Genomic DNA, 24,174 nt, shown 5'->3' with positions numbered 1-24,174 from the left:
GCTGTTCGCCACCCCGACTGGCAGGATAAAAGCGCCCGGCGATCAGTTGTCGCGTGCGCCGCCGTAGTAACCGCAGCCCTGCAAAGTCTTGCCGTCGATGCGCAGTTCGCTGCGCAGGTGATAGATGGCGCCGGTGGCGCTGTCCACGCAGCGTTGCGGCGCGGCCCACAGCTCCACGTGCTGGCCGTTGGCTTCGCTGGTCAGGGTCAGGCCGCCGCCGGGCACCTGTTCTTCCAGGAACGGCAGGGGCAGGGGTTGCTGACCGATGCGGTCGAGCACCATGCCCTTGCCACTGGCCTTGATGTCCCAGCCCGGCTCGTGGCCGTTGGCGCGCAGGGTCAGCTGTTTGAAGTTGGGGTCTTCACAGGCGCGGATGGAAGGTTCCAGGCGATACAGCTGACGCACTTCCAGCTGGCCGTCGGTGCTGGCCTGCTTGCTGCCGGTGAGGCGCCCACGGACATCGGCGAACAGCTTGTCGTTGGCGTCCTTGGCCAGGTTGGCGGCTTCCTGCAGGATGCCGGTGGCGGCGACGTCGTTGATCACGAAGGTGCGGCTTTCGCTGCACGGCTTGAACAGCAGCTGGCCACCAGCGGCGCGCAGTTCGCCCTGCATGCGCGTGGTGCCGATGTTCGGGTCGCTGGGGGCGTTGGCCATGAGCTGGCAACCACCAAACAGGGGCAGCAGGGCACTGAGCAGCAGGGTAGGGGTGAGGCGCATGGGGCGGGCTCCGGGGGATCTTTGCCGTGAAAGCTGGCCACGTTACGCAGGCTGGGCGGGGATCTCAAGTTTTTGCTAAGCCTGTACCGGCCTCTTCGCGGGCTTGCCCGCTCCCACAGGTACGGCACGGGCTTTGAGTACTGTGCGGTGCCTGTGGGAGCGGGCACGCCCGCGAAGAGGCCAGTCCAGGCGATACAAAATCAGGCAGGCAGAAAAAAGGGCCCGAAGGCCCTTTTTCCGATCAACCCCCCAGGTACGCGTCGCGCACCTTCGGGTCGGTCAGCAGTGCTTCACCCGTTCCCTGCATCACCACCCGGCCGTTTTCCAGCACGTACGCCCGGTCGGCGATCTTCAATGCCTGGTTGGCGTTCTGCTCCACCAGGAACACGGTCACGCCATCACGGCGCAGCTGTTCGATGATGTCGAAGATCTGCTGGATGATGATCGGTGCCAGGCCCAGCGACGGCTCGTCGAGCAGCAGCAGCTTGGGCTTGCTCATCAGCGCCCGGCCAATGGCAAGCATTTGCTGCTCGCCACCGGACATGGTGCCGCCGCGCTGGATATAACGCTCCTTCAGGCGCGGGAACAGCTGCAGCACCTTGTCCAGCTGCTCCTGGTAATCACCCTTGTCGGTGAAGAAGCCGCCCATCGCCAGGTTTTCCTCGACGGTCAGGCGGGAGAACACGCGGCGGCCTTCCGGCACCACCGCGATGCTCTTGCGCATGATATGCGAGGACGGCTGGCCGACCAGTTCTTCGCCCAGGTACTTGATGCTGCCACTGTGCGCCTGCGGCGAGCCGCACAGGGTCATCAGCAAGGTCGACTTGCCGGCACCGTTGGCACCGATCAGGGTGACGATCTCGCCCTGGTTGATTTCCACATTGACGCTGTGCAGCGCCTGGATCTTGCCGTAGAAGGTGGAAACGTTCTCGAACTTCAGCATTTACGCTTCCCCCAGGTAGGCTTTGATCACATCAGGGTTGTCGCGGATCTCTTCCGGCGTGCCGTGGGCCAGGGGGGTGCCCTGGTTGATCACCACGATATGGTCGGAAATGCTCATCACCAGCTTCATGTCGTGCTCGATCAGCAGCACGGTGACGTTGTGCGACTCACGCAGGTAGGCGATCAGTGCCTTGAGGTCTTCGGTTTCCTTCGGGTTCAGGCCCGCTGCCGGTTCGTCGAGCATGATGATGCGCGGCTGGGTCATCATGCAGCGGGCGATTTCCAGGCGGCGTTGCTGGCCGTAGGCGAGGGTGCCGGCGGTGCGGTTGGCGAATTCGGTCAGGGCGACCTTTTCCAGCCAGTACTGCGCGCGTTCCATGGCCTCCTTCTCGCTGCGACGGAAGCTCGGGGTCTTGAACAGGCCGGCGAAGAAGTTGGTGTTCAGGTGGCGGTGCTGGGCAATCAGCAGGTTTTCCAGTGCGGTCATTTCCTTGAACAGGCGCACGTTCTGGAAAGTCCGCACCACGCCCTTGCGGGCGATCTGGTGGCCGGCCAGGCCCTGGATCGGCTGGCCATCGAGCAGGATGGTGCCGCCGCTGGGCTTGTAGAAGCCGGTCAGGCAGTTGAACACCGTGGTCTTGCCGGCGCCGTTCGGGCCGATCAGTGCCACCACCTGTTTTTCCTTGACGGTCAGGCCCACGCCATTGACCGCCAACAAGCCGCCGAAGCGCATGCTCAGGCCGCTGACTTGCAGAATTTCACGGCTCATCGATGCAGCTCCATGTGTGGTCGTTGCATAGGCAGCAGGCCTTGCGGACGCCAGATCATCATCAACACCATCAGCGCACCGAACATCAGCATCCGGTATTCGCTGAACTCACGCATCAGCTCTGGCAGCAGGATCATCACGATGGCCGCGAGAATCACGCCCAGCTGTGAACCCATGCCGCCGAGCACGACGATGGCGAGGATGATCGCCGACTCGATGAAGGTGAACGACTCCGGCGTCACCAGGCCTTGGCGCGCGGCGAAGAAGCTGCCGGCGAAACCGGCGAAGCAGGCACCCAGGGTGAACGCCGAAAGCTTGATCACGGTCGGGTTCAGGCCCAACGCACGGCAGGCGATCTCGTCTTCGCGCAGGGCTTCCCAGGCGCGGCCTATCGGCATGCGCAGCAGGCGGTTGATCACGAACAGTGCCAGCAGGGCCAGCAGCAGGGCCACCAGGTAGAGGAAGATGACCTTGTTGATCGAGTTGTATTCCAGCCCGAAGAACTCATGGAAGGTCTGCATGCCCTCGGCGGCACGGCGTTCGAAGGTCAGGCCGAAGAACTCCGGCTTGGGGATGTTGCTGATGCCGTTGGGGCCGCCGGTCCAGTCGGTGAGGTTACGCAGGAACAGGCGGATGATCTCGCCGAAACCGAGGGTCACGATCGCCAGGTAGTCACCGCGCAGGCGCAGCACCGGGAAGCCGAGCAGGAAGCCGAAGGTAGCGGCCATCAGGCCGGCGATCGGCAGGCACACCCAGAAGCTCCAGCCCAGGTAGTGCGAGAGCATCGCGTAGCTGTAGGCGCCAACGGCGTAGAAGCCGACGTAGCCGAGGTCGAGCAGGCCCGCCAGGCCGACCACGATGTTCAGGCCCAGGCCCAGCAACACGTAGATCAGGATCAGCGTGGCAATGTCGACCGCACCGCGCGAACCGAAGAACGGCCACACCAGCGCTGCGACGATCAGGCCCAGGATGACGTAGCGCTGGGTCTTCGGCAGGGTCAGGTAGTTGCTGACGGCCGGCGGGATCAGCTTGCGATCCGAACGGCGGCCCATCACCGCGCTCCACTGCTTGTCGAACAGCACGCGCAGGAACATCAACACCGAACACACGGCGATGATACTGATGGTGAACGAACCCTGGCTGTGCACCGCCAGGCTGATGCCGTCGATGCTCAGTTTCAGGCCCAGCACCGGGAAGGCCACGGCCCAGACCAGCAAGGCGCTGAAGAACGCCTGTTTGAGATTTCTGTTCATACTTTTTCAACCTCCGGGCGGCCCAGGATGCCGGTCGGCCGGAATAGCAGGACAAGAACCAACAAGCCGAATGCCACCACGTCCTTGTACTGGTCGCCGAAGATATCGGCACCGAACGCTTCGGCCACGCCCAGCACCAGCCCGCCGAGCATGGCGCCCGGGATGCTGCCGATGCCACCCAGCACCGCCGCGGTGAAGGCCTTCAGACCCACCAGGAAACCGGCGTTGGGGTTGATCACCCCGTACTGCATGCTCAGCAGCACGGCCGCCACCGCCGCCAGGGCGGCACCGATGACGAAGGTGAGGGCGATGATGTTGTTGGTGTTGATGCCCAGCAGGTTGGCCATCTTGATGTCCTCGGCACAGGCGCGGCAGGCGCGGCCCAGGCGGGAACGGGAGATGAACAGGGTGAGGCAGGTCATGGCCACCAGGGTGACCACGAACACCAGGATCTGCATGTAGCTGATCAGGACTTCTTCAGCACCGCCTGGCCCGAAGGAGAAGCTTCCGGGGATCAGGTTGGGGATGGACTTGTCCTTGGAGTCCTGCGACAGCAAGACGGTGTTCTGCAGGAAGATCGACATGCCGATGGCGGAAATCAGCGGGATCAGGCGGTTGCTGTTGCGCAGGGGGCGGTAGGCAACCCGTTCGATGCTGTAGCCATAGGCACTGGTAACGAAGATCGTCGCGACGAAGGCGACGGTCATCAGGATCGGCAGCGAATGGATACCCATCATGGCCAGGCCCGCCAGGGCGATGAAGGCCACGTAGGAACCGATCATGTACACCTCGCCGTGGGCGAAGTTGATCATGCCGATGATGCCGTACACCATGGTGTAGCCGATGGCGATCAAGGCATAGGTGCTGCCAATGGTCAATCCATTAACCAGTTGTTGGAAGAAATGGTAGATCTCAGGCATTACAGCGCTCCTAAAAACCTGATTTGCATTTCGCTGGCAGGGGTACCGCCAGGAAACCGCGGGTGACGGTTTTAAGATTTTCAGGTGAACCCGCCCCCGGATCGCGGGGATCAGGCCCATGAACCTCGTAAAACAAAGCCCACTGCTCGCACAGTGGGCTTCTACGGTCAGCTATTAGTCACGCAGTTACTGAGGGGAGACTTCGGTCTTCGGCTTGCCGAAGTGCCATTCGTAGACCACGAACTTGAAGTCTTTCAGGTCGCCTTTCTCGTCGTAGGACAGGTCGCCGGTCGGGGTCTTGAAGGTACCGTTGTGGATGGCCTCGGCCACCTTGTCGGTGTCTTCGGACTTGGCGGCCTTGATGCCCTGTGCGATCAGTTCGACAGCCGAGTAGGCCGGGAACACGAACGGGCCGCTTGGGTCCTTGCCGTCAGCCTTGATGGCCTCGACGATCTTCTTGTTCGCAGGGTCCGCGTCGAACGACTTCGGCAGGGTCACCAGCAGGCCTTCGGAGGCGTTCTGGGCGATCTGCGAGATGGAGTCGTTACCCACGCCTTCCGGGCCCATGAACTTGGCTTTCAGGCCTTTTTCCTGAGCCTGGCGCAGGATCAGGCCCAGCTCTGGGTGGTAGCCGCCGTAGTAGACGAAGTCGACGTTGTTCTGCTTGAGCTTCTGGATGATCGAGGAGAAGTCCTTGTCACCGGCGTTCAGGCCTTCGAACACCGCAACCTTGGTGCCCTTGCCTTCCAGGGTCTGCTTGACCGCGGTGGCGATGCCTTCACCGTACTGCTGCTTGTCGTGCAGTACCGCAACCACTTTCGGCTTGACGTGGTCGGCGATGTAGTTGCCGGCGGCCGGGCCCTGGGCGCTGTCCAGGCCGATGGTACGGAAGATCAGCTTGTAGCCACGGGCGGTGATTTCCGGCGAGGTGGCGGCTGGGGTGATCATGATCACGCCCTCGTCTTCGTAGATGTCGGACGCAGGCTGGGTGGAGCTGGAGCACAGGTGGCCGATGACGAACTTGACGCCGTCGTTGACCACTTTGTTGGCGATTGCAACGGCCTGTTTAGGATCGCAGGCGTCGTCGTATTCCTTGGCTTCGAGCATCTTGCCATCCACGCCGCCCGCGGCGTTGATATCCTTGATGGCTTGCTTGGCGCCGATGAACTGCATGTCGCCGTACTGGGTCACAGGGCCGGTCTTGGGGCCTGCGATCCCGATCTTGATGGTATCGGCGGCAAACGAATGGCTGGCTACCCCGGCCAGAACCATTGCGGCGAACAGCTTGGAAATCTTGATCATAGTGCTCCACTCATTCTGTTGTAATTCTTATAGTCCTGGCGGCCAGGGCTACAGACCGGGCGGGATTTGCGGCGTGGCCATGCCAACGCGCAAGCCCACCTTCCCCCGGAACATGTCCCGGAACTGTACCGGTACAGTGTAGAGCGCTGTCCAAGCGCTTGAAAAGCGTTCGAAAAGTGCCTGTTTCCTGGGTTGTCGCTTGATCGACATAAAGATACAAAAAGGCGCCATCAATCTGCCTGCATCTACGACCCCGCCCCATAAATTCGGGGTCAATCGACCAAATTACATATTTGAAACCGGGTTTTTCTGCAAAAATGCCGGCCTTTTTATCGACCGACTTTTGCGGAAACCGCCCATGACTGATCACACAAGCACCCTCTATGCCAAACTGCTTGGCGAGACGGCAATCATCGAGTGGAAAGCACTGGAGCGTTTCTGGGCCAAGGGTGACCTGATTTGGGTCGATCCAGGCCTGGACCTGATCACTGTTGCCGAGGCGATGGCCGAGAATCGCAGCGAGATCTTCGCCAAGTGGCGTAGTGATGGCACTGTCGGCCCGGTGACTGCCGAGCAGGCTCAGGACCTGCAAAGCCGCGATCCAGAGATCTGGGCGGTGGTGGTTTCACCGTTCATCGTGATCCAGGTGAAGCGTCCGGCCGACGCATGATCGTTTTTGGTGCGCAAAAATGCGCAGCAGCTCCGTTATGGTGCTCGAGGGCGCTCAGGGCGGGTAGAGGTAAGTAACAATTCGGCGTGGCGGTAACAGTTTACGGGATGCGTAATGCCCACCAGTCTGCCAGGCGAAGCGCAATCGTGCAGCCTGGATGATGTTCGAACTAGCCAGGAGTGATTGATGAGCACTGAACTACCTTCGCTTGGGTTCGCCGGGATCGGCCTGATGGGCCTGCCCATGTGCCGGCGCCTGCTCGCCGCAGGCTACCCGCTGACGGTGTGGAACCGCAGCCCGGACAAGTGCGTCGCGCTGGTCGCCGCTGGCGCGCGCCTGGCCAGCAGCCCTGCCGAACTGTGCCGCAACAGCGATATGGTGTTGCTGTGCCTGGCCGACACCGCTGTCGTGCGCGAGGTAGTGTTCGGCGAACAAGGCATTGCCCAGGGTGGGCGCAGCGGCCAGTTGCTGGTCGATTTCTCCAGCCTTGAACCTACCGCTACGCGGGAGATGGCCGCCGAGCTGGCGGCGTTGAGCGGCATGGCGTGGCTGGATGCGCCAGTATCTGGCGGCACCCCGGGTGCCGAAGCCGGTACCTTGGCGATCATGGTCGGTGGCGCGGCGGCGGACCTGGAGCGCGCGCGCCCGGTGCTGGAGGTACTGGGCCAGCGTGTGACGCACATGGGCGCGGTGGGGGCAGGCCAGGTAACCAAGGCCTGCAACCAGATGATCGTGGCCTGCAATGCCTTGGTCATCGCCGAAGTGGTTGCATTGGCGGAACAGTCGGGGGTGGATGCGACACTGATCGCCGAAGCACTGGCGGGCGGCTTTGCCGATTCCAAGCCACTGCAGATCCTCGCGCCACAAATGGCCGAAAGCCGCTTCGAGCCGATCAAATGGCATGTGCGTACGCTGCTCAAGGATCTCGATGGCGCGGTCAGGTTTTCCCGTGAGCAAGGCTCGGCGACGCCACTCAGCGGCCTCGCTGCCCAATTGATGCGCTTGCACGCAAGCCAGGGGTACCTGCAAAAAGACCCGGCGACTCTGGTGGAACTGTACCGCAGCAAGGGTTGAGCACATTGCTTTGCTGCGGCAGCCGCTGCAGCAACTGCAATTCGGCCAGCGGCGCAGGGCGACCCAGCAGGTAGCCCTGCAGGTAGTCGCAGCCTTGGGTTTCGAGAAACCTGGCCTGTTCGCCAGTCTCCACGCCTTCGCTGACTACCTGCAAGTGCAGGGTATGCGCCATGACGATGATCGCTTGCACGATCTCGCAGTCCTTCTGGCTACCCGGCACATCCTGCAGGAAGCTGCGATCGATCTTCAGCACGTCGAGCGGCAGGCGCTTGAGGTAGGCCAGCGAGGAGTAACCGGTGCCGAAGTCGTCGATCGACAGGGCCACGCCCAGGTCGCGCACCCGCTTGAGCAGGCTGACCGTGCGCTGGATATCGCCCATCAGGGCGTTTTCGGTCACCTCCAGTTCCAGTTGGCAAGGTGCAAGCCCGGCCAGGAGCAAGGCCTTTTCCACCTCGTTGGGCAACTCGTCATGACTGAGCGTGACGGCCGAACAATTGACCGTGACCTTGAGGTTGCTGCCGCCCCGGTGCTGCAGGCTGGCCAGTTCGGCACAGGCGTGGCGTAGTACCCACAGGTCAAGGTCGATGATCAGGCTGTTGGCTTCGGCAATGCCGACGAAGCGTTCAGGCCCGAGCAGGCCGTGCTGCGGATGCTGCCAGCGTACCAGGGCTTCCAGTTTGGCGATTTGCCCACTGCGCAGGTCGAAGATCGGCTGGTAGTGCACGCATAGCCCGCGCTCTTCAAGCAGGGCCAGGCGCAGTTCTTCTTCCAGTTGCAACGCCAGGGAGGCGCGGGTTTTCAGGGTGTCGTTGAAGAAATTCACGCTGTTGCGCCCGCTGCCCTTGGACTGGTACAGCGCCAGGTCGGCATGCTTGAGCAGTTCCTCGGCGCTGGTGCCATCATCCGGAAAGATGCTGATACCAATGCTGGTGGTCATGACCAGGCGTCTGCCCCCCAGTTCGATGGGCGCTTTCATCCGCAGCATGATGCGCTGGGCCAGGTGGCGGGCTTCGTCGCGGTTATTGAGGCTGGTCACCACACAGAACTCATCGCCGCCAAAGCGTGCGACCAGGTCGTGGCTGCGGGTGGCAGCCCTGATGTGGTTGGCGATGGCCTGAAGCAGCTGGTCGCCGGCGTGGTGGCCAAGGCTGTCGTTGATACGTTTGAAATGGTCGATGTCGAGGAACATCACCGCCAGGCTGCCTTGAGTGGCCTGGTGTTCGGCCAGGCGTTCGGCAAACACCTGGTTGAAACCGCGACGGTTGACCAGGTTGGTCAGGGCGTCATAGTGTGCGGCTTGCTGCAGCGACGCGCGGGCCTGGTCCAACTGGTTGAGCAGCACGTTGACCCGGCGCAGATCGTGCTCCTTGCTTTGCAGTTTCTTGTCGGCCAGCGCGGCGCTGACGCTGGCAGCGCTGATCAACAGGGTCATGAAGCCGATGCCCAGCCCCAGTTGCAGGCTGTTGTCACCGGAGGGCAGGCGCAGGGCCGTGTCGGCCGGGATGACCAGGGTCATGGCCGACATCGCGGTGAAGTGGGTGGCGACGATGCCAGCGGCCATCAGCAGGCTGGCGCCGTACTTCATGGCCTGGTGCAGGGTGCCGTTGCCGTGGCGGAAATAGCGGGCCAGGCACAATGCTGCCAGGCTGGTGAGCAGGGCAATGCTGGCCGCGGCGAGGAGCAGGCCGGTCTGGTAGTACTGGCGCGCGCCGGTTTCCAGGGCGGCCATGCCGACGAAGTGCATGAGGATGATGCCCAGGCCGATCAGCACTGCGCCTTGCAGGTGATGGTGTGCCTGCATCCGCTGGCGACCGAGGCTGTGCATGGCCAGCCAGGCGACCGCCAGGGCTATCAACAATGACAGGATGGTCAGGGAAACGTCGTAATGCACTTCCAGCGGGGCCCGGAAGGCAAGCATGCTGATGAAGTGCATGGCCCAGATGCCACCTGCCAGGCAGCAGGCGCCAAGCAGGGTCCATCGTCGACGGGAGGTGAGGTTTTCACTGTGGGACTGGCGCTCGGCCATGTCCAGAGTGGCGAAGCAGGCCGCACCAGCGACAAGGTAGGCGAGCAGGACCAGGACCGGTTCATGCCGACAGTCGATGACGATGCGCCCGGTTGCCGGCAGGTCGACGAACAATTGCAGCCCCAGCCATTCCATTGGATGCCTCTTGATCGAGTTTCCAGTCGTCTGCGCCAATCCTGTGCAGACTGCCCAGAGGCAGTATAGGAAGAGGTATTTAACCCTTCCCGACTAATGGCACTTTGCTTCTAACGATTTGGTTATCAACCTGATCGCGATGGGGAATATATGCGCGTCGGCCTGCGGCACGCGGCCCTGTGGGGCAATAACCGCACTGACTGGCACCGGCTTCGTCGGTGCCAGTCAGTGCGCTCCAAGCTACCTAGCCAGCCACCAGCACGCGGATGGCTTCCAGGCGCAGGGCCGCTTTTTCCAGCATCGCCAAGCCTTCTTCACGCTGCTTGCGCAGCGCCTCGATCTCGCTGTCGCGCACGCTCGGGTTCACCGCTTGCAGCGCGACCAGGCGGGCCAGCTCTTCGTCGGCCTCCGCCGCCAGGCGGCGCTGGGCTTCGGCCACGCGCTCGACGTGGGCCGGCAGGACTTTGGCCTCGCCACTGCTGATGCGCTTGGCCAGCACGTCGCGCTGGGCCTGGACGAACTTGTTGGCGCTGGCGCGCGGTACGCTTTCGAGCTGGTCGTTGAGGGTTTCGAAGGCCACGCGGGAAGCCAGGTCGTTGCCATTGGCATCGAGCAGGCAACGCAGAGCAGCCGGGGGCAGGTAACGGCCCAGTTGCAGGCTGCGTGGCGCCACCACCTCACTGACGAACAACAGCTCAAGCAGCACGGTACCCGGCTTGAGCGCCTTGTTCTTGATCAGCGCCACGGCGGTGTTGCCCATCGAGCCGGACAGCACCAGGTCCATGCCGCCTTGCACCATGGGGTGTTCCCAGGTGAGGAACTGCATGTCCTCGCGTGACAGCGCCTGGCCACGGTCGTAGGTAATGGTCACGCCTTCGTCGTCACCCAGCGGGAAGCTGGCGTCGAGCATTTTCTCGCTCGGCTTGAGGATCAGGGCGTTCTCGGAATGGTCTTCGCTGTCGATGCCGAAGGCGTCGAACAGGGTTTCCATGTAGATCGGCAGGGCGAACTGGTCATCCTGTTCGAGAATGGCCTCGACCAGTGCCTGGCCTTCACCGCCACCGCCGGAGTTCAGCTCCAGCAGGCGGTCACGGCCAGTGTGCAACTCGGCTTCCAGGCGTTCGCGCTCGCTGCGGGCATCGGCCACCAGCGCATCCCAGGCCTTGCTTTCGCCGTTTTCCAGCAGCGGCAGCAGGCGTGGGCCGAACTGGTGCTGCAGGGCGTTGCCGGTCGGGCAGGTATTGAGGAAGGCGTTGAGGCCTTCGTGGTACCACTGAAACAGGCGTTCCTGCGGGCTGCCTTGCAGGTAAGGGACATGCAACTGGATGGTGTGCTTCTGGCCGATACGGTCGAGGCGGCCGATGCGCTGTTCCAGCAAGTCCGGATGCGCTGGCAAGTCAAACATCACCAGGTGATGGGCGAACTGGAAGTTGCGGCCTTCACTGCCGATCTCGGAGCAGATCAGCACCTGGGCGCCGAACTCTTCGTCGGCAAAGTAGGCGGCGGCTCGGTCGCGTTCGAGGATGCTCATGCCCTCATGGAACACCGAAGCCGGGATGCCGGAGCGCACGCGCAGGGCGTCCTCCAGGTCCATCGCGGTCTCGGCATGGGCGCAGATCACCAGCACCTTGGTGCGCTTGAGCATCTTCAGGGTGTCGATCAGCCAATCGACGCGTGGGTCGAAACGCCACCAGCGCTCGTCGTCGGCCACCTCGCCCTGGGCCTGGAAGGCGACTTCCGGGTACAACTCGGCATGCTCGCCGGCTGGCAGGTCGCGGTACTGTTCGGGTGTGGCCAGCGGGTAAGGGTGCAGCTGACGCTCCGGGAAGCCCTGGATGGCCGCACGGGTGTTGCGGAACAGCACACGGCCGGTGCCGTGGCGGTCGAGCAGCTCGCGAATCAGGCGTGCGCTTGCCTGGGTATCGCCGTCGCTGACGGCGGCCAGCAGGGCTTCGCCCTCGGCGCCGAGGAAGCCCTGGATGGTGGCGTGGGCCTTGGGTGACAGGCGGCCTTCGTCGAGCAGTTCCTGAACGGCTTCAGCCACCGGGCGATAGTGTTCACTCTCGGCGCGGAAGGCCGCCAGGTCATGGAACCGGTTGGGATCGAGCAGGCGCAGGCGGGCGAAGTGACTGTCCTGGCCAAGCTGTTCGGGGGTGGCAGTGAGCAGCAGAACGCCCGGAATCACCTGCGCCAGTTGTTCGACCAGGCCGTACTCGGCACTCACCTGGTCTTCGTGCCAGACCAGGTGGTGGGCTTCGTCGACCACCATCAGGTCCCAGCCGGCGGCGAACAGCGCATCCTGAGCCTTTTCGTCGTCGACCAGCCACTCCAGGGCCACCAGCGCCAGCTGGGCATCTTCGAACGGGTTGCTGGCATCGCTTTCGATGAAACGCTCGGCGTCGAACAGCGCCACCTGCAGGTTGAAGCGACGGCGCATTTCCACCAGCCACTGGTGCTGGAGGTTTTCCGGCACCAGGATCAGCACGCGGCTGGCGCGGCCCGATAGCAGCTGGCGGTGGATCACCAGGCCGGCCTCGATGGTCTTGCCCAGGCCCACTTCGTCGGCCAGCAGCACGCGCGGCGCGCTGCGGTCGGCCACTTCGCGGGCGATGTGCAACTGGTGGGCGATGGGCTGGGCGCGGCAGCCGCCCAGGCCCCACAGCGCCGATTGCATCTGCTTGCTGGTGTGCTGCAGGGTGTTGTAGCGCAGGCTGAACCACGACAGCGGGTCGATTTGCCCGGCGAACAGGCGGTCGCTGGCCAGGCGGAACTGGATGAAGTTCGACAGCTGGGTTTCCGGCAAGGTGCGCGCCTGGTTCTGCCCGTCCAGACCGTGGTAGACCATCAGCCCGTCGATGTCCTCGACCTCGCGCACAGTCAGCTTCCAGCCTTCGAAGTGGGTGATCTGGTCACCGGGCGAGAAGCGTACGCGGGTCAGCGGCGCATTGCGCAGGGAATATTGGCGGGTGTCGCCAGTGGCCGGGTAGAGCACGGTCAACAGGCGGCCATCCTGCGCCAGGATGGTACCCAGGCCGAGCTCGGCTTCGCTGTCGCTGATCCAGCGTTGCCCCGGTTGATACTGCTGCGCCATACTGCCTGAACTCCCGCGATGAAAAAGCCGATTATGTTAACGGATCGGCCGGTCGGACCAAAGTGCCGAGCGCACCGAAAGATGCGCAAATGCCGCAACAGGCCCCCACAGGTCATGCAACAGTCTAGTCGCTTCATCGCCCATACCGTGTTGCTGAAGAGGGCCTCGGATCGCCATGTCTGCCAAGCACCGCTGGTTGCGTACTTCGATAGCCGTGGGCAGCCTGGTGCTGCTGGTCGCCTGCGAGCAGGAAAACTTCAAGGCCTTGCCTGCCATTCCGATGGAGCAGCTCGAAGTGCTGGGGGTGCAGACGCCGATCAAGAGCGTGCATTTTCGTGACCGCGACGGTGAAGGCCTGCTGGTGCTGAGCCGCAGCGATGGCCAGGCCAGCGACCCGGAAAGCGAACAGGAAGTGGACAAGGTGGTACTCAAGGCCACGTTGTATGGGCGCAGCGCCGAAAACGACGCGTTCAAGGCGCGCTGGCAGATCGAGCAGGAAACCAGCTGCCCGGGCCTGGATCTGGATGTGGATTTCTACAACGACGTCAGCGATGTCAGCGACCTGAACAAGGACGGTGTCGCCGAGGTGACGGTCGCCAGCCATGCCTTCTGTGGCGGCGGCATCGACCCGCACGACATCGCCATCGAAATGCGCGAAGGGCAGGCCAGTTACACCATCACCGGCCAGTCGCTGATCACCCCGGCAGGTGAAGAGCCGATCGGCGGTGAACGTGCGGACAGCGCCTCGCTCAAGGGCGCACCGCAGGTGCTGCGCGAGCACATGGACGCGGTCTGGCAGCAGGTGTACAAGCGGCCCTGGAGCGAGGTCAGCCCGCCAGCCGACGACGACGCTGACGACGAAGCCGAATGAAAGTTGTCCATGCTTTCAAGGTAAGTCTGCGTCTGCCGATACAGAGGGCATAGGGGAGAACGTCCATGTTGCCACCGATCATTCCGCTCAGTGCCGCTCCGGTGACTTCACAACAGGATCCGGTCAAGCCGACCCCCGATATCAAGCCGGTGGTACCGGCGCAGCCTGCATCCGGGGAAAGTGCCATCGACCTCAAGCGTCAACGGGACCCGGAGGAGCAGGCACTGCTGCTGCGCGAAGAGCAGCGCCGCCAGCAACGCCGGCACAAGGGCAGCGACGAGCGCTACAGCGCGATGCCGGGCGACGAGGTCAACGCCGACAACACCGTGCCGGTAGCACCGTTGATGGGCGAGCACGTACGCCAGGGGCTGCTGGTGGATATCGAAGTCTGACGTGGGGCTGGTCAGCGACAGCGCCTGGCTTCATCATGCACGTCTCAGTTAATCGTCGAGCCCACCCCATGAGCCAGGACAACCTCATCGATTTCGAGGCCGAACGCGCCAAGCGCGCCCATGACCTCAAGGAAAAGCGCCTGAACGAAATGCGCAACGCATTCGAGCAGGCCCTGCCATTGAGCACCAGCAAGAAAAAGAAGCCCAAGGGCAAGCCGAAGAAGCGCTGAAACTTGACGCAGGTCAACCCTGCACCCGCCTTGCGTGCCCGGTCCCGGGCACTATTGACACCGATCAATTTTCCCGCCCCTGACATTGGTTAACGTGCACCCATCGGACAACGGCAAACGAATGGGGAGGCCAGCATGTTCTTCGACAATGTGGTTATCGCCGGGGTGGTAACGGTCGGGTTGATGTTTGCATTCTTTGCCGGTCTGGGCATTTTCATCTGGAAGGACGCGCACAAGCGCAAACCGCGCTGACCTTCCAGGTACACGAGCACGCAAGGCATTTGGGGCGACTTCGGTCGCCCATTTTTTTGCCTGCGATAAGGTGCCGCCAGGGCGTGATTCGTGTGAGAGTGGCCTGGCTCACGAAAAGGCCAGGGCAGAGGGACAGTCAACCATAAAGATGATTAGCTAGCTAATTAATAGGTTTCGCTTTATTCTTGTTCCCGTTGTCTATCTTTGAACAAGTCATCCCCGCAAGGTCCGCCTCGTGCCTATCACCCTCCAGGCCCTGTTCGCCCCCAGCAGCCTCGCCCTGAAGTTCGCCATCAAGACCCTGCTTGGTGGCGGCCTGGCATTGTGGCTGGCGATGCGCTGGGGCCTGGAACAACCAGCCTGGGCGTTGATGACCGCCTTCATCGTCGCCCAACCACTGTCGGGCATGGTGGTGCAGAAGGGCCTGGCGCGGCTGGCGGGGACCTTGGTCGGCACGCTCATGTCGGTACTGTTCATCGGCCTGTTCGCCCAGGCTCCCGGCCTGTTCCTGCTTACCCTGGCGCTGTGGCTGGCCCTGTGCACCGCCGCTTCCACCCAATTGCGTAGCGCCTGGGCCTATGCCTTCGTGCTGGCCGGCTACACCGCCGCGATCATCGCCCTGCCGGCCATTGACCACCCGTTGCAGGTGTTCGACCAGGCCGTCGCACGCTGCACCGAGATCTGCCTGGGAATCTTCTGTGCCACCGCCAGCAGTGCACTGCTCTGGCCCATGCGCGTCGAACAGCAACTGGGCGGGCAGGCCCGCCAGGCCTGGCAGAATGGCCTGCAGGCTGCGAATGCCATGCTCGGCGGTGAGGACGAGGCGCGCAAAGGCTTGCTGGAGAGCCTGGGGCGTATCGTTGCCATCGACAGCCAGCGCGAACACGCCTGGTTCGAAGGCAGCCGTGGGCGCCAGCGTGCCCGCGCCATTCGTGGCCTGAGCCAGAAACTGATGGTACTGCTGCGCATTTCCCGCTCTGTGCGCCGACAATGGCGACAACTTGACGAACACGAGGCCGGACGCCTGGCGCCTTGGCTGGAGCAGGTGCGGGCATTGCTGGACAAGCCCGAGCCGCCCAGCCTGCTGGTGCTGCGCCAGCGCATCTGGGACGCAGCCCATGATGAACAGATCAGTTCGGCAGAGCACTATTGCCTGGCGCGTATGGCCTTGCTGCTGGATTACGCCATGGCCGCCAGCCAGGCGCTGGAGGATGTGGAGGCGGGCAGGGCGCCCAAGGATGTGGCCCAGGGCCTTGCAGTGCATCGCGACTGGTCGCTGGCCCTGCTGTTCGGCTCACGCAGCGCGCTGGCCTTTCTGGTAATGAGTGGCTTCTGGCTGGCCACGGCGTGGCCGTCGGCACCCGGTGGGCTGGTGCTGACCTGTGTGGTGTGCAGCCTGTTCGCCAGCCGTGAGAACGGCGCCCAGATCGGCCTGAGCTTCTTGCGCGGAATCTTCCTGGCGATACCTGCGGCGTTTCTGGTCGGGCAGATACTGTTACCGCAATGGAGCAGCTTCGCCATGCTCTGCCTGGGCATGGGCGTACCGCTGTTTCTGGGGGCACTGGGCATGGCGCATCCACGCACCGGGGCCACCGCCACCTCCTATTGCCTGCACTTCATCGTGCTGGTTTCGCCGCTTAATGCCATGCAGTTCGGTGTGGCCACGTTGCTCAACAGTGCCTTGGCCATGCTGGTCGGGGTATCGGCAGCGGTAATGGCCTTCCGCTTGCTGGTGTTTCGCCATCCGGCCTGGTTGGGCCGACGCCTGCGTGCAGCGACCCAGAGTGACCTGGCGCGCCTGACCCGGCGCGACCTGCGTGGCGCCGACACCTGGTTTGGTGGGCGTATGGCCGACCGCCTGATGCAACTCGCGCGGCATGCCGGCGAACTGCCCGATAGCGAGCGCAAGCGCTGGGATGACGGCCTGCACGGGCTGGATATCGGTGATGAACTGGTGCACCTGCGCATGTGCCTGGCCGTTGCCCAGGCCCCACTGGGCCAGGCCGAGCGCGATTACCTGCAGCAGCTGGAAGCGGTACTGGCCAGGGGGCCGGCGCCCGGGCGTGGTCATAGCCTGGATGCCACCAGCGAGGCATTCATAGCTGCCCTGCGCCGGCTGCCCTCGAGCGACCCGCTGCGCTTGGCCGAAGGAGCAGTGTTGCAATTGCAGAAAAGCTGGCGCAAGTGGTGCCACTGGCAGGAGGAAGCCCATGGGGTTGCGTGAATGGGAAGTCGGCGGCGTGCTGTTCAGCCCGTTTCTGGTCTATGTGGTGCTGGCACTGATACTCACCGGCGTGCTGCGCCTGGTGGTGCAGGCCACGCCGTTGGGGCGCTGGATCTGGCATGAAGCGCTGTTCGATGCGGCGTTGTTCGTTTGTGTGCTGTTCCTGGTGGTGCGACTGCTGGGAACTCTATAAAGGAGTGTTTCGATGCGTGCGGCCGTACGTACTCTGGTGACCTTGTGTGTGGTGGCCCTGGCCGTGTTCGCCGGCTACCAGCTGTGGCAGTACTACATGCTCACGCCGTGGACGCGCGACGCCCGGGTGCGCGCCGATGTGGTGGTGATTGCTCCGGATGTATCGGGCTGGGTACGCGAGCTGAAGGTGCATGACAATCAGCAGGTCAAGGCAGGTGACCTGCTGATGACCATCGACCGCGAACGCTTCCAGGCGGCTTTCGACCAAGCCAGCGCGGTGACCGAGACCCGCGCCCAACAGTTGCGCTTGCGTGAACGCGAGGCGGCCCGGCGGACTGCCCTTGGGCCAGAGGCGATCAGTGCCGAGCTACGCGAGAATGCCCAGATCAATGCGGCCATCGCGCGTGGCGAATTGCACGAAGCCGAGGCGCAGTTGCAGATCGCCAGGATCAACCTGGCGCGCAGTGAGGTGCGCGCACCTCGCAGCGGGCATATCACCAACCTGCGGCTGGCCGAAGGCAACTATGTGAACGCCGGAGAGTCGGTGATGGCGCTGGTGGATGATTCAACCTTCTATATCCAGGCCTATTTCGAGGAAACCAAGCTACCGCGCATCCGCGTCGGGGACACGGTGAAAGTCTGGCTGATGGGGGCGGGCGAGCCGATGCAAGGGCATGTGGAAAGCATCAGCCGTGGCATTACCGACCGCAACAGCAACCCCGACAGCCAACTGCTGCCGGAGGTGGAGCCAACCTTCAACTGGGTGCGGTTGGCGCAGCGCATTCCGGTACGCATTCGCCTGGAGCAGGTGCCGCAGGGGGTCGCCCTGAGTGCCGGGATGACGGCGAGTGTGCAGGTGCATGAGGACCAGAAATAGGCCCCAGGCCGCGGCGCAGCCGTTTTGTCTCGCTGCAGCAGCGGCCTGGTGTCGCGATGGGCCGCAATGCGGCCCCAACTTCCCGGTTCAGAGGAACATTCCGCCCGACACCTCCAGCCGCTGCCCGGTTATCCAGCCATTTCCGTCTTCCAGCAACAGCGCAATCGCCGCGCCGATATCATCCGGCAAGCCCACCCGCCCCAGCGCCGTATTGCCGGCAATGTATTCATTCACCTGGCGGTTGTCCCTTACCACACCCCCGCCGAAATCGGTCTCGATTGCCCCCGGCGCCAGGATGTTCACCCGGATGCCGCGTGCGCCAAGTTCCTTGGCCTGGTAGCGGGTCAGCACTTCCATCGCCCCCTTCATCGCGGCGTAGGCGGCATACCCCGGCAGGGCAAAGCGCGCCAGACCGGTGGAGATGTTGACGATGCGGCCATTGTCCACCAACAGCGGCAACAGGCGCTGGGTCAGGAAGAACGGGCCTTTCAATTGAATGTTCAGCAACTGGTCGAACTGCGCCTCGCTGGTCTCGGTATACGGCACGTTCAGTCCGATCCCGGCGTTGTTCACCAGAAAGTCGAAACGCTCGCGACCGAACTGCTGTTGCAGGGTGCTTTCCAGGCGCTTGGCGAAGTCGGCGAAACTGCTGCTGTCGCCAACGTCCAGCTGCAGCATGGCTGCCTTGACCCCGGCCTGTTCCAGGCAGGCGACCACGCTCTGCGCTTCGTCCGCCTTGCTGTGGTAGGTGCCGATCACGTCGATACCGCGTGCGGCCAGGTGTTCGGCGGCGTTGCGGCCGAGGCCGCGGCTGGCGCCAGTGATGAGGGCGATCTTGCGGGTCATGGTGAGAACCTCCTGGTGAGTGGATGAGCACAGGTTATTGGTCAGCCGGGTGCTGATAAATCCAGAAAATATGGAAATACTGTTCGGCAAAACCGGATAGTCGGAGGCTCGGGTGAACAAGCTGGAGTTGTTGCGTACCTTTGTGCGGGTCAGTGAAGTCAGTAGTTTCACCTTGGCGGCGGAAAGCCTGGGGCTGCCGCGTTCGACCGTGTCGGAGCAGGTGAGGACGCTGGAACGCATGCTGGGTACGCAGCTGTTCAACCGGACCACCCGGCGGGTACGGACGACCCAGGATGGAGCCTTGCTGTACGAACGCAGCAAGGACCTGCTGTCGGGCATGGACGAGATCGAAAGCCTGTTCTGCGCTAACGATGCCGAGCTGGCCGGGCGCCTGCGCATCGACCTGCCGACCATGATGGCGCGTCGGGTCATCATCCCGCAGCTGCCGCAATTTCTGCAGCGCTTTCCGCGACTGGAGGTGGAGCTCAGTTGCACCGATCGCCAGGTCGACCTGCTGCGCGAAGGCTTCGACTGCGTGATGCGTATCGGCGCCCTGCATGATCTGGATGTCGCGGCGCGTCCGGTCGGGCAACTGAGCATGCGCAACTGTGCCAGCCCCGCCTACCTGGCCCGCTATGGCGTGCCCCGGACACTGCAGGACCTGGCCGCGCACCAGCTGGTGCACTATGTGCGCAACCTGGGCGGGCGCAGCGCTGGTTTCGAATACGAGCAAGGCAACCAGCTTCGCTACCAGGCCATGGCCGGTGTGGTGACGGTCAACAATGCCGAGGCGTATTCGGCCGCCTGCCTGGCCGGGCTGGGGCTGATCCAGGTGCCGGCGGTGGGCGTGGCCGAGCACCTCAAGCGCGGCGAGCTGGTTTCTGTGCTGGAAGACTGGCAGGCCCCGGCCATGCCGGTGTCATTGCTGTATGCCCGGCAACGGCACGTGCCGCGCCGGGTGCAGGCGTTCATGCAATGGTTGGGCGAGGTGCTGCATTCGCAGGTCGACGGCGCCGACTGAGCGGTTAAAACCGTGGCAATCGTGCGGCGGCTTGCGTTAGGCTTTCGCCCAGCAGTCGCCCGCAGAGGCGACCCTTTGCTGCCGGGCGTGCGTATCTTTCGATTTCATTGCGAGGTTACGTCATGGCCATCACTTCCCAGGACATTTGCAACGCTGCCGACCAGCTCAAGGGCTTTGTCGGGTACAACGGCAAGCGTGGCGTGCATATCGTGCGTTTTTCCGAAGACGCGTTCGGCATGGACGTGGCCGATGCCAGCATCACACCCTGTAGCGAGTTTGTCTGGCGACCGGCGCAGGGGCAGCGCATGGCGCTGTGCCGCGAACGGCTGGCGCTGTTGTTTGAGCAACATGTGGATGACCGCTTGAACATCGGTGAGCCGCTGCGTGCCTACATGCGCCGCCGCGACCTGCCGGAGATCGTCGCCGAGCGCAGCTTGCAACAAACTGGCTGAAGCGCCCGTAACGGCCGCGTTACAGGTACGGGGCGGGGCGCGCAGACGCCTGGTGCAACAACGCCCCGAGCCCCGCGCTGTCCAGTGGCCGGCTCAGGTAATAGCCCTGCACCTCATGGCAGCGGTCCTTCTCCAGCAGCTCGAGCTGCAGCTCGCTTTCCACCCCTTCGGCGGTCACCGTCAGCCCCAGCGCTTCGCCCAGGTTGATGATGGCCTGGACCACGGCGCGGTCGCTGCCGCTGGTGCTGCCGAGCCCGCCGATGAAACGCTTGTCGATCTTGATGCTGTCGAAGGGGTAGGTGCGCAGGTAGCCCAGCGACGAATAGCCGGTGCCGAAGTCGTCCATGTTCAGGCGTACGCCCAGCTCCTTGAGCGACAGCATGGTGCCCAACGCGCCTTCGATATCGTTGAGCATCACGTTCTCGGTAATTTCCAGTTCCAGGCGCTGGGCAGGGAGGGCGGTGTCCAGCAGGGTCTCGCGAACATCGGCCACCACATCGCTGCGCAGGAATTGCGCAGGTGACAGGTTCACTGACACCAGCACGTCGGCGGGCCAGTCGCGGGCGGTGCGGCAGGCTTCACGCAACACCCAGCGGCCCAACGCGACGATGATGTCGCTGTGCTCGGCCAGCGGGATGAAGGTGTCCGGCGCCAGCAGCCCTTCTTGCGGATGTTGCCAGCGCAGCAACGCTTCGACCGCGACGATGCGCAGGTCGCTGAGGCGGTAGCGCGGCTGGTAATGCAGTACGAACTCCTGATTGCGCAGGGCCCGGCGCAGGTCGTTCTCCAGCTGGCGACGATACTGGATCTGCTGGTTCATCTCGGCAGCGAAATAGCGCCAGGTATTCTTGCCATCGGCCTTGGCCTGGTACAGGGCAATGTCGGCGCAGCGGATCAGCTCACCGGCATCGAAACCTTGGGTGCGGGTCTGGGCTACGCCGATGCTGGCACCAACCTGCAAGGGTTGGCTGTCGAACACGATGGGTTGCTGCAGCAGTGTGATCAGGCGCGTGCAGAAGCTGTCGATCTCGCTGCGGTTGTCCATGCCGCTGAGTACCAGGATGAACTCGTCGCCGCCCAGGCGCGCGACCATGTCGCCATCGCGGGTGCTGTCGCGCAGGCGCGTTGCCACCTCCTGCAGCACGGCGTCGCCGGCGGCATGGCCGAGGGTGTCGTTGATCGGTTTGAAGTCATCGAGGTCCAGCAGCAACAAGGTCATTGGCGGCGAGTCGCTGCCGCGCAGCAGTGCCTGCTCCAGGTGCCGGGCGAGCTTGTTACGGTTGGCCAGGCCGGTCAGCGGGTCGTGCAGCGACAGGTGCTGGATGCGCGCATGGGCGTCGACTTCGTCGGTGATATCGCTGGCGGTACCGCGATAACCGACGGGCCTGCCGTCGTACCAGATGGCGCGGGCGGAGATCCGGCAGTAGCGGTTCTGGCCATTCTGGTCACGGTAGGTGCAGCGCAGGTTGGCCAGTTGCTGCGGGTCGGCCGTGCTCAGGGTATCCAGCCATGGTGAGAGCGGTGTGGTATCGCAGGCCAGCAACTGGTTGAGCGGTTGGCCGAGCCAGGCGTCCACCGGGTAGCCGGTGACACTGGCGAAACGTTGCGACAGATAGGTCAGGCGTTGGTGTCGGTCAGTTTCCCAGATCCAGTCGGACGCCGACTCAGCCACGGCACGAAAGCGCTGCTCGCTGGCCTCCAGGGCCTGGTTGCTCTGCTGCAGGCGGGCGAGCGTGAGGTCGATCGCCCGCGAACTGCGCAAGGCATGGCGGAACAGGTACAACATGACCAGGCCCAGTATCAGCAAGGCCCCGGCCAGCGGCGGCAGCACCGCATGCAACAACTGGTGACCCGGCAGCGGGTTGCTCCAGGACAGGTGGAAGCCGGTGTTGCCGAGGTCGATGTGCAGATGCTCGTGCGCCCCTGCATCATCCTTTTCCACGTGCAAGCCGTTCAGGCCGAAACCGCTGCCCAGCCGCGCCAGCTTGGCCTCGGTGAGCTGGTCGACGAACAGCATTACTGGCGCCTGGCTCACCTCGTCCTTGGTGACATCCCGGTCCGGACGCACCGCCGCGGCACTGAGTACGGCCGGCCAGCCATTGAACAGGACGAAGCGGCTGACCTGTTCACGGAGGATGGCCGCCGCACGGGCCTGGTCGATGATCGGCTGCAATGCCTCATCTATATAGTTACTGGCCGCCGCCTGGGTAGGCTGGCCTTTGAACAAGCCATAGGTGGTACGCGTGTCGTCCACCACGAATACACCTTCATAGCCGCTGGCGCTGTACAACGACTCGCCCACGTTCTTTTCTTCGTAGGCCCAATTCCAGTCGGTTTGCCCGACCAGGTGCTCGAACGCGGCATCCCACACCGCATAACTGGACAGGAACTGGCGCGAGGCGAGCAGCCGTTGCTCCAGCGCCTGGTTCGCCTGTACGGTACTGCGCTGGCGCTGCTGCTGGTCAAGCGTGCCCGCGATATTCAACAGCGCGCCGACGATAACCAGGCAGGCCAGGCCGAAAACGGCGCTGAAGCCGACGATGAGGCGGCGCACCTGGAAGCGTGGTGTGCGGCTGGCGGGTGCAAGGTTGGCGGTCCTGGCCATACGCGAGCGGCTCCTTCAGGAAGCCTCCCGCCAAGCATTCAGGAAGGAGGTTCAATCAGGATAGGCCAGCTTGAGCGCGGCAGCCTGGCCGCCGGCACAATTGCAGGCGACCTGGTGAACGAACGTGTTTCGGCTCATTGCTGGCCATCCTGGCGGCGACGGTCGCCTGCCGGGGTGTCTTGCAGTAGCCGCGAAGGCGGCTTGCCGCTGTCGCTGCGCACCTGCGCGTGGCTGATCAAACCGAAGATGAAGCTGCCACCGATGATGTTGCCGGCCAGGGTCGGCAGGGCGAATTCCAGCCAGAAGCTGCGCCAGGTTTCATCGCCGGCCCACACCAGGTAGGACACTTCGACCGAGCCAACCACGATATGGGTGAAGTCGCCGAGGGCCATCAGGTAGGTAATCATCAGGATGATCCAGATCTTGGCGTGCTCCATCGACGGAATCATCCACACCATGGTGGCGATCATCCAGCCCGAGACAATGCCTTTGGCGAACATCTGGCTGATGTCGTTGTGCATGACCTTGCGGCCTACTTCGAGGAAGGCAACGTCGGTCTTGCTGTCGAAGATCGGCAGTTCCAGCATGACCCAGGCCACCAGCAGGGTACCGGCCAGGTTGCCAAGCAATACCACGCTCCACAGCCGCAGCAGGCGCCCGAAGTTGGCCAGGGTAGGGGCGGTCATGACCGGCAGGACGGCGGTCAGGGTGTTTTCCGTGAACAGTTGCTGACGTGCCAGGATCACGGCCAGGAAGCCGGCGCTGTAGCCAATACTGGCGACCACCTGAGCGCTTTCACCTTGCGGAAGCCGGGCGTAGAAGAGGCCCATGGCCATGAGCGAGAGTCCCATCGACAAACCGGCAGCGAGGGCTGACCACCAGAGTGCTGCGAGGGTACGCTCCAGCTCCTGGTCGCCCTGGTAGCGAATGATCTCGTGCAGCACTGCTGCGCGGGGCGGTTGGTTCAGGCTGACTTCCTGCTCCTCATCCGCCGACAGGCCCGGGGTTTTCTCGCTTTGCGCATCGCTCATGGCCGCTCCGCTCCGTTGGGGGTGTTCCTTTACAGATTCGCGGCGCTTCCATTAGTTGCCGGCACGCCGCCGGCGCTGCAAGAAAGTTTTTTCAGATCAAGGTGTTGACTCTGATTTCAAAGCGCGTATTATTCGCCTCCTCGCAGCGATGAACGCTACGGGGAAGGCGGTAAGCTATTGAAGTTAAAAGGTTTCGAAAGGAACCGGACGTAAAAAACTTCGAAATAAACGCTTGACAGCCAATGAGGAAAGCGTAGAATGCGCGCCTCGGTTGAGACGAAA

At 63.3% G+C, this 24,174-nt stretch carries 22 protein-coding genes; 11 read left to right on the top strand and 11 right to left on the bottom strand.

The features are described 5' to 3' along the window. Window positions 1-42: 42 nt before the first annotated feature. From ACLEJP_RS13980 to ACLEJP_RS13955, 6 genes are all read right to left on the bottom strand, one after another. On the bottom strand, window positions 43-717 hold the full coding sequence (locus ACLEJP_RS13980) for a COG3650 family protein (protein ID WP_440807208.1): 675 nt from the start codon (window positions 715-717) through the stop codon (window positions 43-45). 241 nt (window positions 718-958) lie between these two features. Then, the gene (locus ACLEJP_RS13975) at window positions 959-1,660 is read right to left on the bottom strand and encodes an ABC transporter ATP-binding protein (protein WP_013973921.1); all 702 of its coding nucleotides are present in this window, start codon (window positions 1,658-1,660) and stop codon (window positions 959-961) included. Continuing rightward, window positions 1,661-2,428 carry a high-affinity branched-chain amino acid ABC transporter ATP-binding protein LivG gene (gene livG / locus ACLEJP_RS13970; RefSeq protein ID WP_170031819.1) on the bottom strand — a complete coding sequence of 256 codons (768 nt, stop codon included), beginning with the start codon at window positions 2,426-2,428 and terminating at the stop codon, window positions 1,661-1,663. Further along, window positions 2,425-3,681 carry a high-affinity branched-chain amino acid ABC transporter permease LivM gene (locus ACLEJP_RS13965; RefSeq protein WP_289130253.1) on the bottom strand — a complete coding sequence of 419 codons (1,257 nt, stop codon included), beginning with the start codon at window positions 3,679-3,681 and terminating at the stop codon, window positions 2,425-2,427. The genes livG and ACLEJP_RS13965 overlap by 4 nt, the downstream gene beginning before the upstream one ends. Then, window positions 3,678-4,601: a high-affinity branched-chain amino acid ABC transporter permease LivH gene (gene livH, locus ACLEJP_RS13960; protein WP_025340356.1), complete on the bottom strand. Its 924-nt coding sequence runs from the start codon at window positions 4,599-4,601 to the stop codon at window positions 3,678-3,680. Before livH ends, ACLEJP_RS13965 begins: the two co-directional genes overlap by 4 nt. A gap of 186 nt (window positions 4,602-4,787) precedes the next feature. Next, window positions 4,788-5,903 carry a branched-chain amino acid ABC transporter substrate-binding protein gene (locus ACLEJP_RS13955; RefSeq protein WP_440807205.1) on the bottom strand — a complete coding sequence of 372 codons (1,116 nt, stop codon included), beginning with the start codon at window positions 5,901-5,903 and terminating at the stop codon, window positions 4,788-4,790. A gap of 358 nt (window positions 5,904-6,261) precedes the next feature. Between ACLEJP_RS13955 and ACLEJP_RS13950 the strand changes: the two genes are divergently transcribed. Both ACLEJP_RS13950 and ACLEJP_RS13945 read left to right on the top strand, forming a co-directional pair. Beyond that, window positions 6,262-6,573, top strand: coding sequence for a DUF2288 domain-containing protein (locus tag ACLEJP_RS13950; protein ID WP_289130246.1), 312 nt, complete (start codon window positions 6,262-6,264; stop codon window positions 6,571-6,573). A 186-nt stretch (window positions 6,574-6,759) separates the two neighbouring features. Beyond that, a complete protein-coding gene (locus tag ACLEJP_RS13945) occupies window positions 6,760-7,647 on the top strand; it encodes an NAD(P)-dependent oxidoreductase (RefSeq protein ID WP_440807204.1) in 888 nt (295 codons plus the stop codon). Here ACLEJP_RS13945 and ACLEJP_RS13940 read toward each other — a convergent pair. Continuing rightward, window positions 7,547-9,808 carry a putative bifunctional diguanylate cyclase/phosphodiesterase gene (locus tag ACLEJP_RS13940; protein ID WP_440807202.1) on the bottom strand — a complete coding sequence of 754 codons (2,262 nt, stop codon included), beginning with the start codon at window positions 9,806-9,808 and terminating at the stop codon, window positions 7,547-7,549. The two genes, ACLEJP_RS13945 and ACLEJP_RS13940, sit on opposite strands and share 101 nt — an antisense overlap. 244 nt (window positions 9,809-10,052) lie before the next feature. Then, window positions 10,053-12,899 carry an RNA polymerase-associated protein RapA gene (rapA, locus tag ACLEJP_RS13935; RefSeq protein ID WP_440807199.1) on the bottom strand — a complete coding sequence of 949 codons (2,847 nt, stop codon included), beginning with the start codon at window positions 12,897-12,899 and terminating at the stop codon, window positions 10,053-10,055. A gap of 175 nt (window positions 12,900-13,074) precedes the next feature. On the opposite strand from rapA, the gene ACLEJP_RS13930 reads away from it, so the two are divergent. The 7 genes from ACLEJP_RS13930 to ACLEJP_RS13900 all read left to right on the top strand — a co-directional run bounded on the left by ACLEJP_RS13930 (window position 13,075) and on the right by ACLEJP_RS13900 (window position 17,937). After that, complete coding sequence (locus ACLEJP_RS13930; protein WP_289130236.1) at window positions 13,075-13,770, top strand: M949_RS01915 family surface polysaccharide biosynthesis protein; 696 nt, start codon at window positions 13,075-13,077, stop codon at window positions 13,768-13,770. Window positions 13,771-13,835: 65 nt separating this feature from the next. Beyond that, the gene (locus ACLEJP_RS13925) at window positions 13,836-14,162 is read left to right on the top strand and encodes an aspartate-semialdehyde dehydrogenase (protein WP_440807197.1); all 327 of its coding nucleotides are present in this window, start codon (window positions 13,836-13,838) and stop codon (window positions 14,160-14,162) included. Window positions 14,163-14,230: 68 nt separating this feature from the next. Then, complete coding sequence (locus tag ACLEJP_RS13920) at window positions 14,231-14,392, top strand: hypothetical protein (RefSeq protein WP_440807194.1); 162 nt, start codon at window positions 14,231-14,233, stop codon at window positions 14,390-14,392. Window positions 14,393-14,527: 135 nt separating this feature from the next. After that, window positions 14,528-14,644 (top strand): cytochrome c oxidase subunit CcoM, encoded by a 117-nt coding sequence (gene ccoM, locus ACLEJP_RS13915; protein ID WP_289130230.1) that lies wholly within the window; start codon window positions 14,528-14,530, stop codon window positions 14,642-14,644. Window positions 14,645-14,879: 235 nt separating this feature from the next. Continuing rightward, window positions 14,880-16,868 carry an FUSC family protein gene (locus ACLEJP_RS13910; RefSeq protein ID WP_440807191.1) on the top strand — a complete coding sequence of 663 codons (1,989 nt, stop codon included), beginning with the start codon at window positions 14,880-14,882 and terminating at the stop codon, window positions 16,866-16,868. Then, window positions 16,855-17,061: a DUF1656 domain-containing protein gene (locus tag ACLEJP_RS13905; protein WP_440807188.1), complete on the top strand. Its 207-nt coding sequence runs from the start codon at window positions 16,855-16,857 to the stop codon at window positions 17,059-17,061. Before ACLEJP_RS13910 ends, ACLEJP_RS13905 begins: the two co-directional genes overlap by 14 nt. A gap of 12 nt (window positions 17,062-17,073) precedes the next feature. Then, window positions 17,074-17,937, top strand: a complete 864-nt coding sequence (locus ACLEJP_RS13900; RefSeq protein ID WP_440807186.1) for an efflux RND transporter periplasmic adaptor subunit — start codon at window positions 17,074-17,076, stop codon at window positions 17,935-17,937. An 87-nt stretch (window positions 17,938-18,024) separates the two neighbouring features. Here the strand turns inward: ACLEJP_RS13900 and ACLEJP_RS13895 are convergent, their stop codons facing one another. Next, the gene (locus tag ACLEJP_RS13895) at window positions 18,025-18,783 is read right to left on the bottom strand and encodes an SDR family NAD(P)-dependent oxidoreductase (RefSeq protein ID WP_440807184.1); all 759 of its coding nucleotides are present in this window, start codon (window positions 18,781-18,783) and stop codon (window positions 18,025-18,027) included. Between the two features lie 112 nt (window positions 18,784-18,895). On the opposite strand from ACLEJP_RS13895, the gene ACLEJP_RS13890 reads away from it, so the two are divergent. Further along, window positions 18,896-19,804 (top strand): LysR family transcriptional regulator, encoded by a 909-nt coding sequence (locus tag ACLEJP_RS13890; protein ID WP_440807181.1) that lies wholly within the window; start codon window positions 18,896-18,898, stop codon window positions 19,802-19,804. Window positions 19,805-19,926: 122 nt separating this feature from the next. After that, window positions 19,927-20,256, top strand: coding sequence for a DUF2025 family protein (locus ACLEJP_RS13885; protein WP_440807178.1), 330 nt, complete (start codon window positions 19,927-19,929; stop codon window positions 20,254-20,256). A 19-nt stretch (window positions 20,257-20,275) separates the two neighbouring features. On the opposite strand, the gene ACLEJP_RS13880 is transcribed toward ACLEJP_RS13885, so the two are convergent. After that, entirely contained in the window at window positions 20,276-22,861 is a 2,586-nt protein-coding gene (locus ACLEJP_RS13880; RefSeq protein ID WP_440807176.1) for a bifunctional diguanylate cyclase/phosphodiesterase, read from the bottom strand. 134 nt (window positions 22,862-22,995) lie between these two features. Further along, window positions 22,996-23,892: a formate/nitrite transporter family protein gene (locus ACLEJP_RS13875; protein ID WP_440807175.1), complete on the bottom strand. Its 897-nt coding sequence runs from the start codon at window positions 23,890-23,892 to the stop codon at window positions 22,996-22,998. Window positions 23,893-24,174 lie beyond the last annotated feature (282 nt).

The sequence above is a fragment of the Pseudomonas sp. SMV7 genome (genome assembly GCF_052041995.1).
In the GTDB taxonomy this organism is placed as follows: domain Bacteria; phylum Pseudomonadota; class Gammaproteobacteria; order Pseudomonadales; family Pseudomonadaceae; genus Aquipseudomonas.
Note: the sequence above shows the minus strand (reverse complement) of the source record. Positions and strands in the feature narration are given on the sequence as shown.

Coding starts and splice junctions, on each gene's coding strand:
- ACLEJP_RS13980 (WP_440807208.1), bottom strand. CDS start 717: ATGCGCCTCACCCCTACCCTGCTGCTCAGTGCCCTGCTGCCCCTGTTT.
- ACLEJP_RS13975 (WP_013973921.1), bottom strand. CDS start 1,660: ATGCTGAAGTTCGAGAACGTTTCCACCTTCTACGGCAAGATCCAGGCG.
- livG (WP_170031819.1), bottom strand. CDS start 2,428: ATGAGCCGTGAAATTCTGCAAGTCAGCGGCCTGAGCATGCGCTTCGGC.
- ACLEJP_RS13965 (WP_289130253.1), bottom strand. CDS start 3,681: ATGAACAGAAATCTCAAACAGGCGTTCTTCAGCGCCTTGCTGGTCTGG.
- livH (WP_025340356.1), bottom strand. CDS start 4,601: ATGCCTGAGATCTACCATTTCTTCCAACAACTGGTTAATGGATTGACC.
- ACLEJP_RS13955 (WP_440807205.1), bottom strand. CDS start 5,903: ATGATCAAGATTTCCAAGCTGTTCGCCGCAATGGTTCTGGCCGGGGTA.
- ACLEJP_RS13950 (WP_289130246.1), top strand. CDS start 6,262: ATGACTGATCACACAAGCACCCTCTATGCCAAACTGCTTGGCGAGACG.
- ACLEJP_RS13945 (WP_440807204.1), top strand. CDS start 6,760: ATGAGCACTGAACTACCTTCGCTTGGGTTCGCCGGGATCGGCCTGATG.
- ACLEJP_RS13940 (WP_440807202.1), bottom strand. CDS start 9,808: ATGGAATGGCTGGGGCTGCAATTGTTCGTCGACCTGCCGGCAACCGGG.
- rapA (WP_440807199.1), bottom strand. CDS start 12,899: ATGGCGCAGCAGTATCAACCGGGGCAACGCTGGATCAGCGACAGCGAA.
- ACLEJP_RS13930 (WP_289130236.1), top strand. CDS start 13,075: ATGTCTGCCAAGCACCGCTGGTTGCGTACTTCGATAGCCGTGGGCAGC.
- ACLEJP_RS13925 (WP_440807197.1), top strand. CDS start 13,836: ATGTTGCCACCGATCATTCCGCTCAGTGCCGCTCCGGTGACTTCACAA.
- ACLEJP_RS13920 (WP_440807194.1), top strand. CDS start 14,231: ATGAGCCAGGACAACCTCATCGATTTCGAGGCCGAACGCGCCAAGCGC.
- ccoM (WP_289130230.1), top strand. CDS start 14,528: ATGTTCTTCGACAATGTGGTTATCGCCGGGGTGGTAACGGTCGGGTTG.
- ACLEJP_RS13905 (WP_440807188.1), top strand. CDS start 16,855: ATGGGGTTGCGTGAATGGGAAGTCGGCGGCGTGCTGTTCAGCCCGTTT.
- ACLEJP_RS13900 (WP_440807186.1), top strand. CDS start 17,074: ATGCGTGCGGCCGTACGTACTCTGGTGACCTTGTGTGTGGTGGCCCTG.
- ACLEJP_RS13895 (WP_440807184.1), bottom strand. CDS start 18,783: ATGACCCGCAAGATCGCCCTCATCACTGGCGCCAGCCGCGGCCTCGGC.
- ACLEJP_RS13885 (WP_440807178.1), top strand. CDS start 19,927: ATGGCCATCACTTCCCAGGACATTTGCAACGCTGCCGACCAGCTCAAG.
- ACLEJP_RS13880 (WP_440807176.1), bottom strand. CDS start 22,861: ATGGCCAGGACCGCCAACCTTGCACCCGCCAGCCGCACACCACGCTTC.
- ACLEJP_RS13875 (WP_440807175.1), bottom strand. CDS start 23,892: ATGAGCGATGCGCAAAGCGAGAAAACCCCGGGCCTGTCGGCGGATGAG.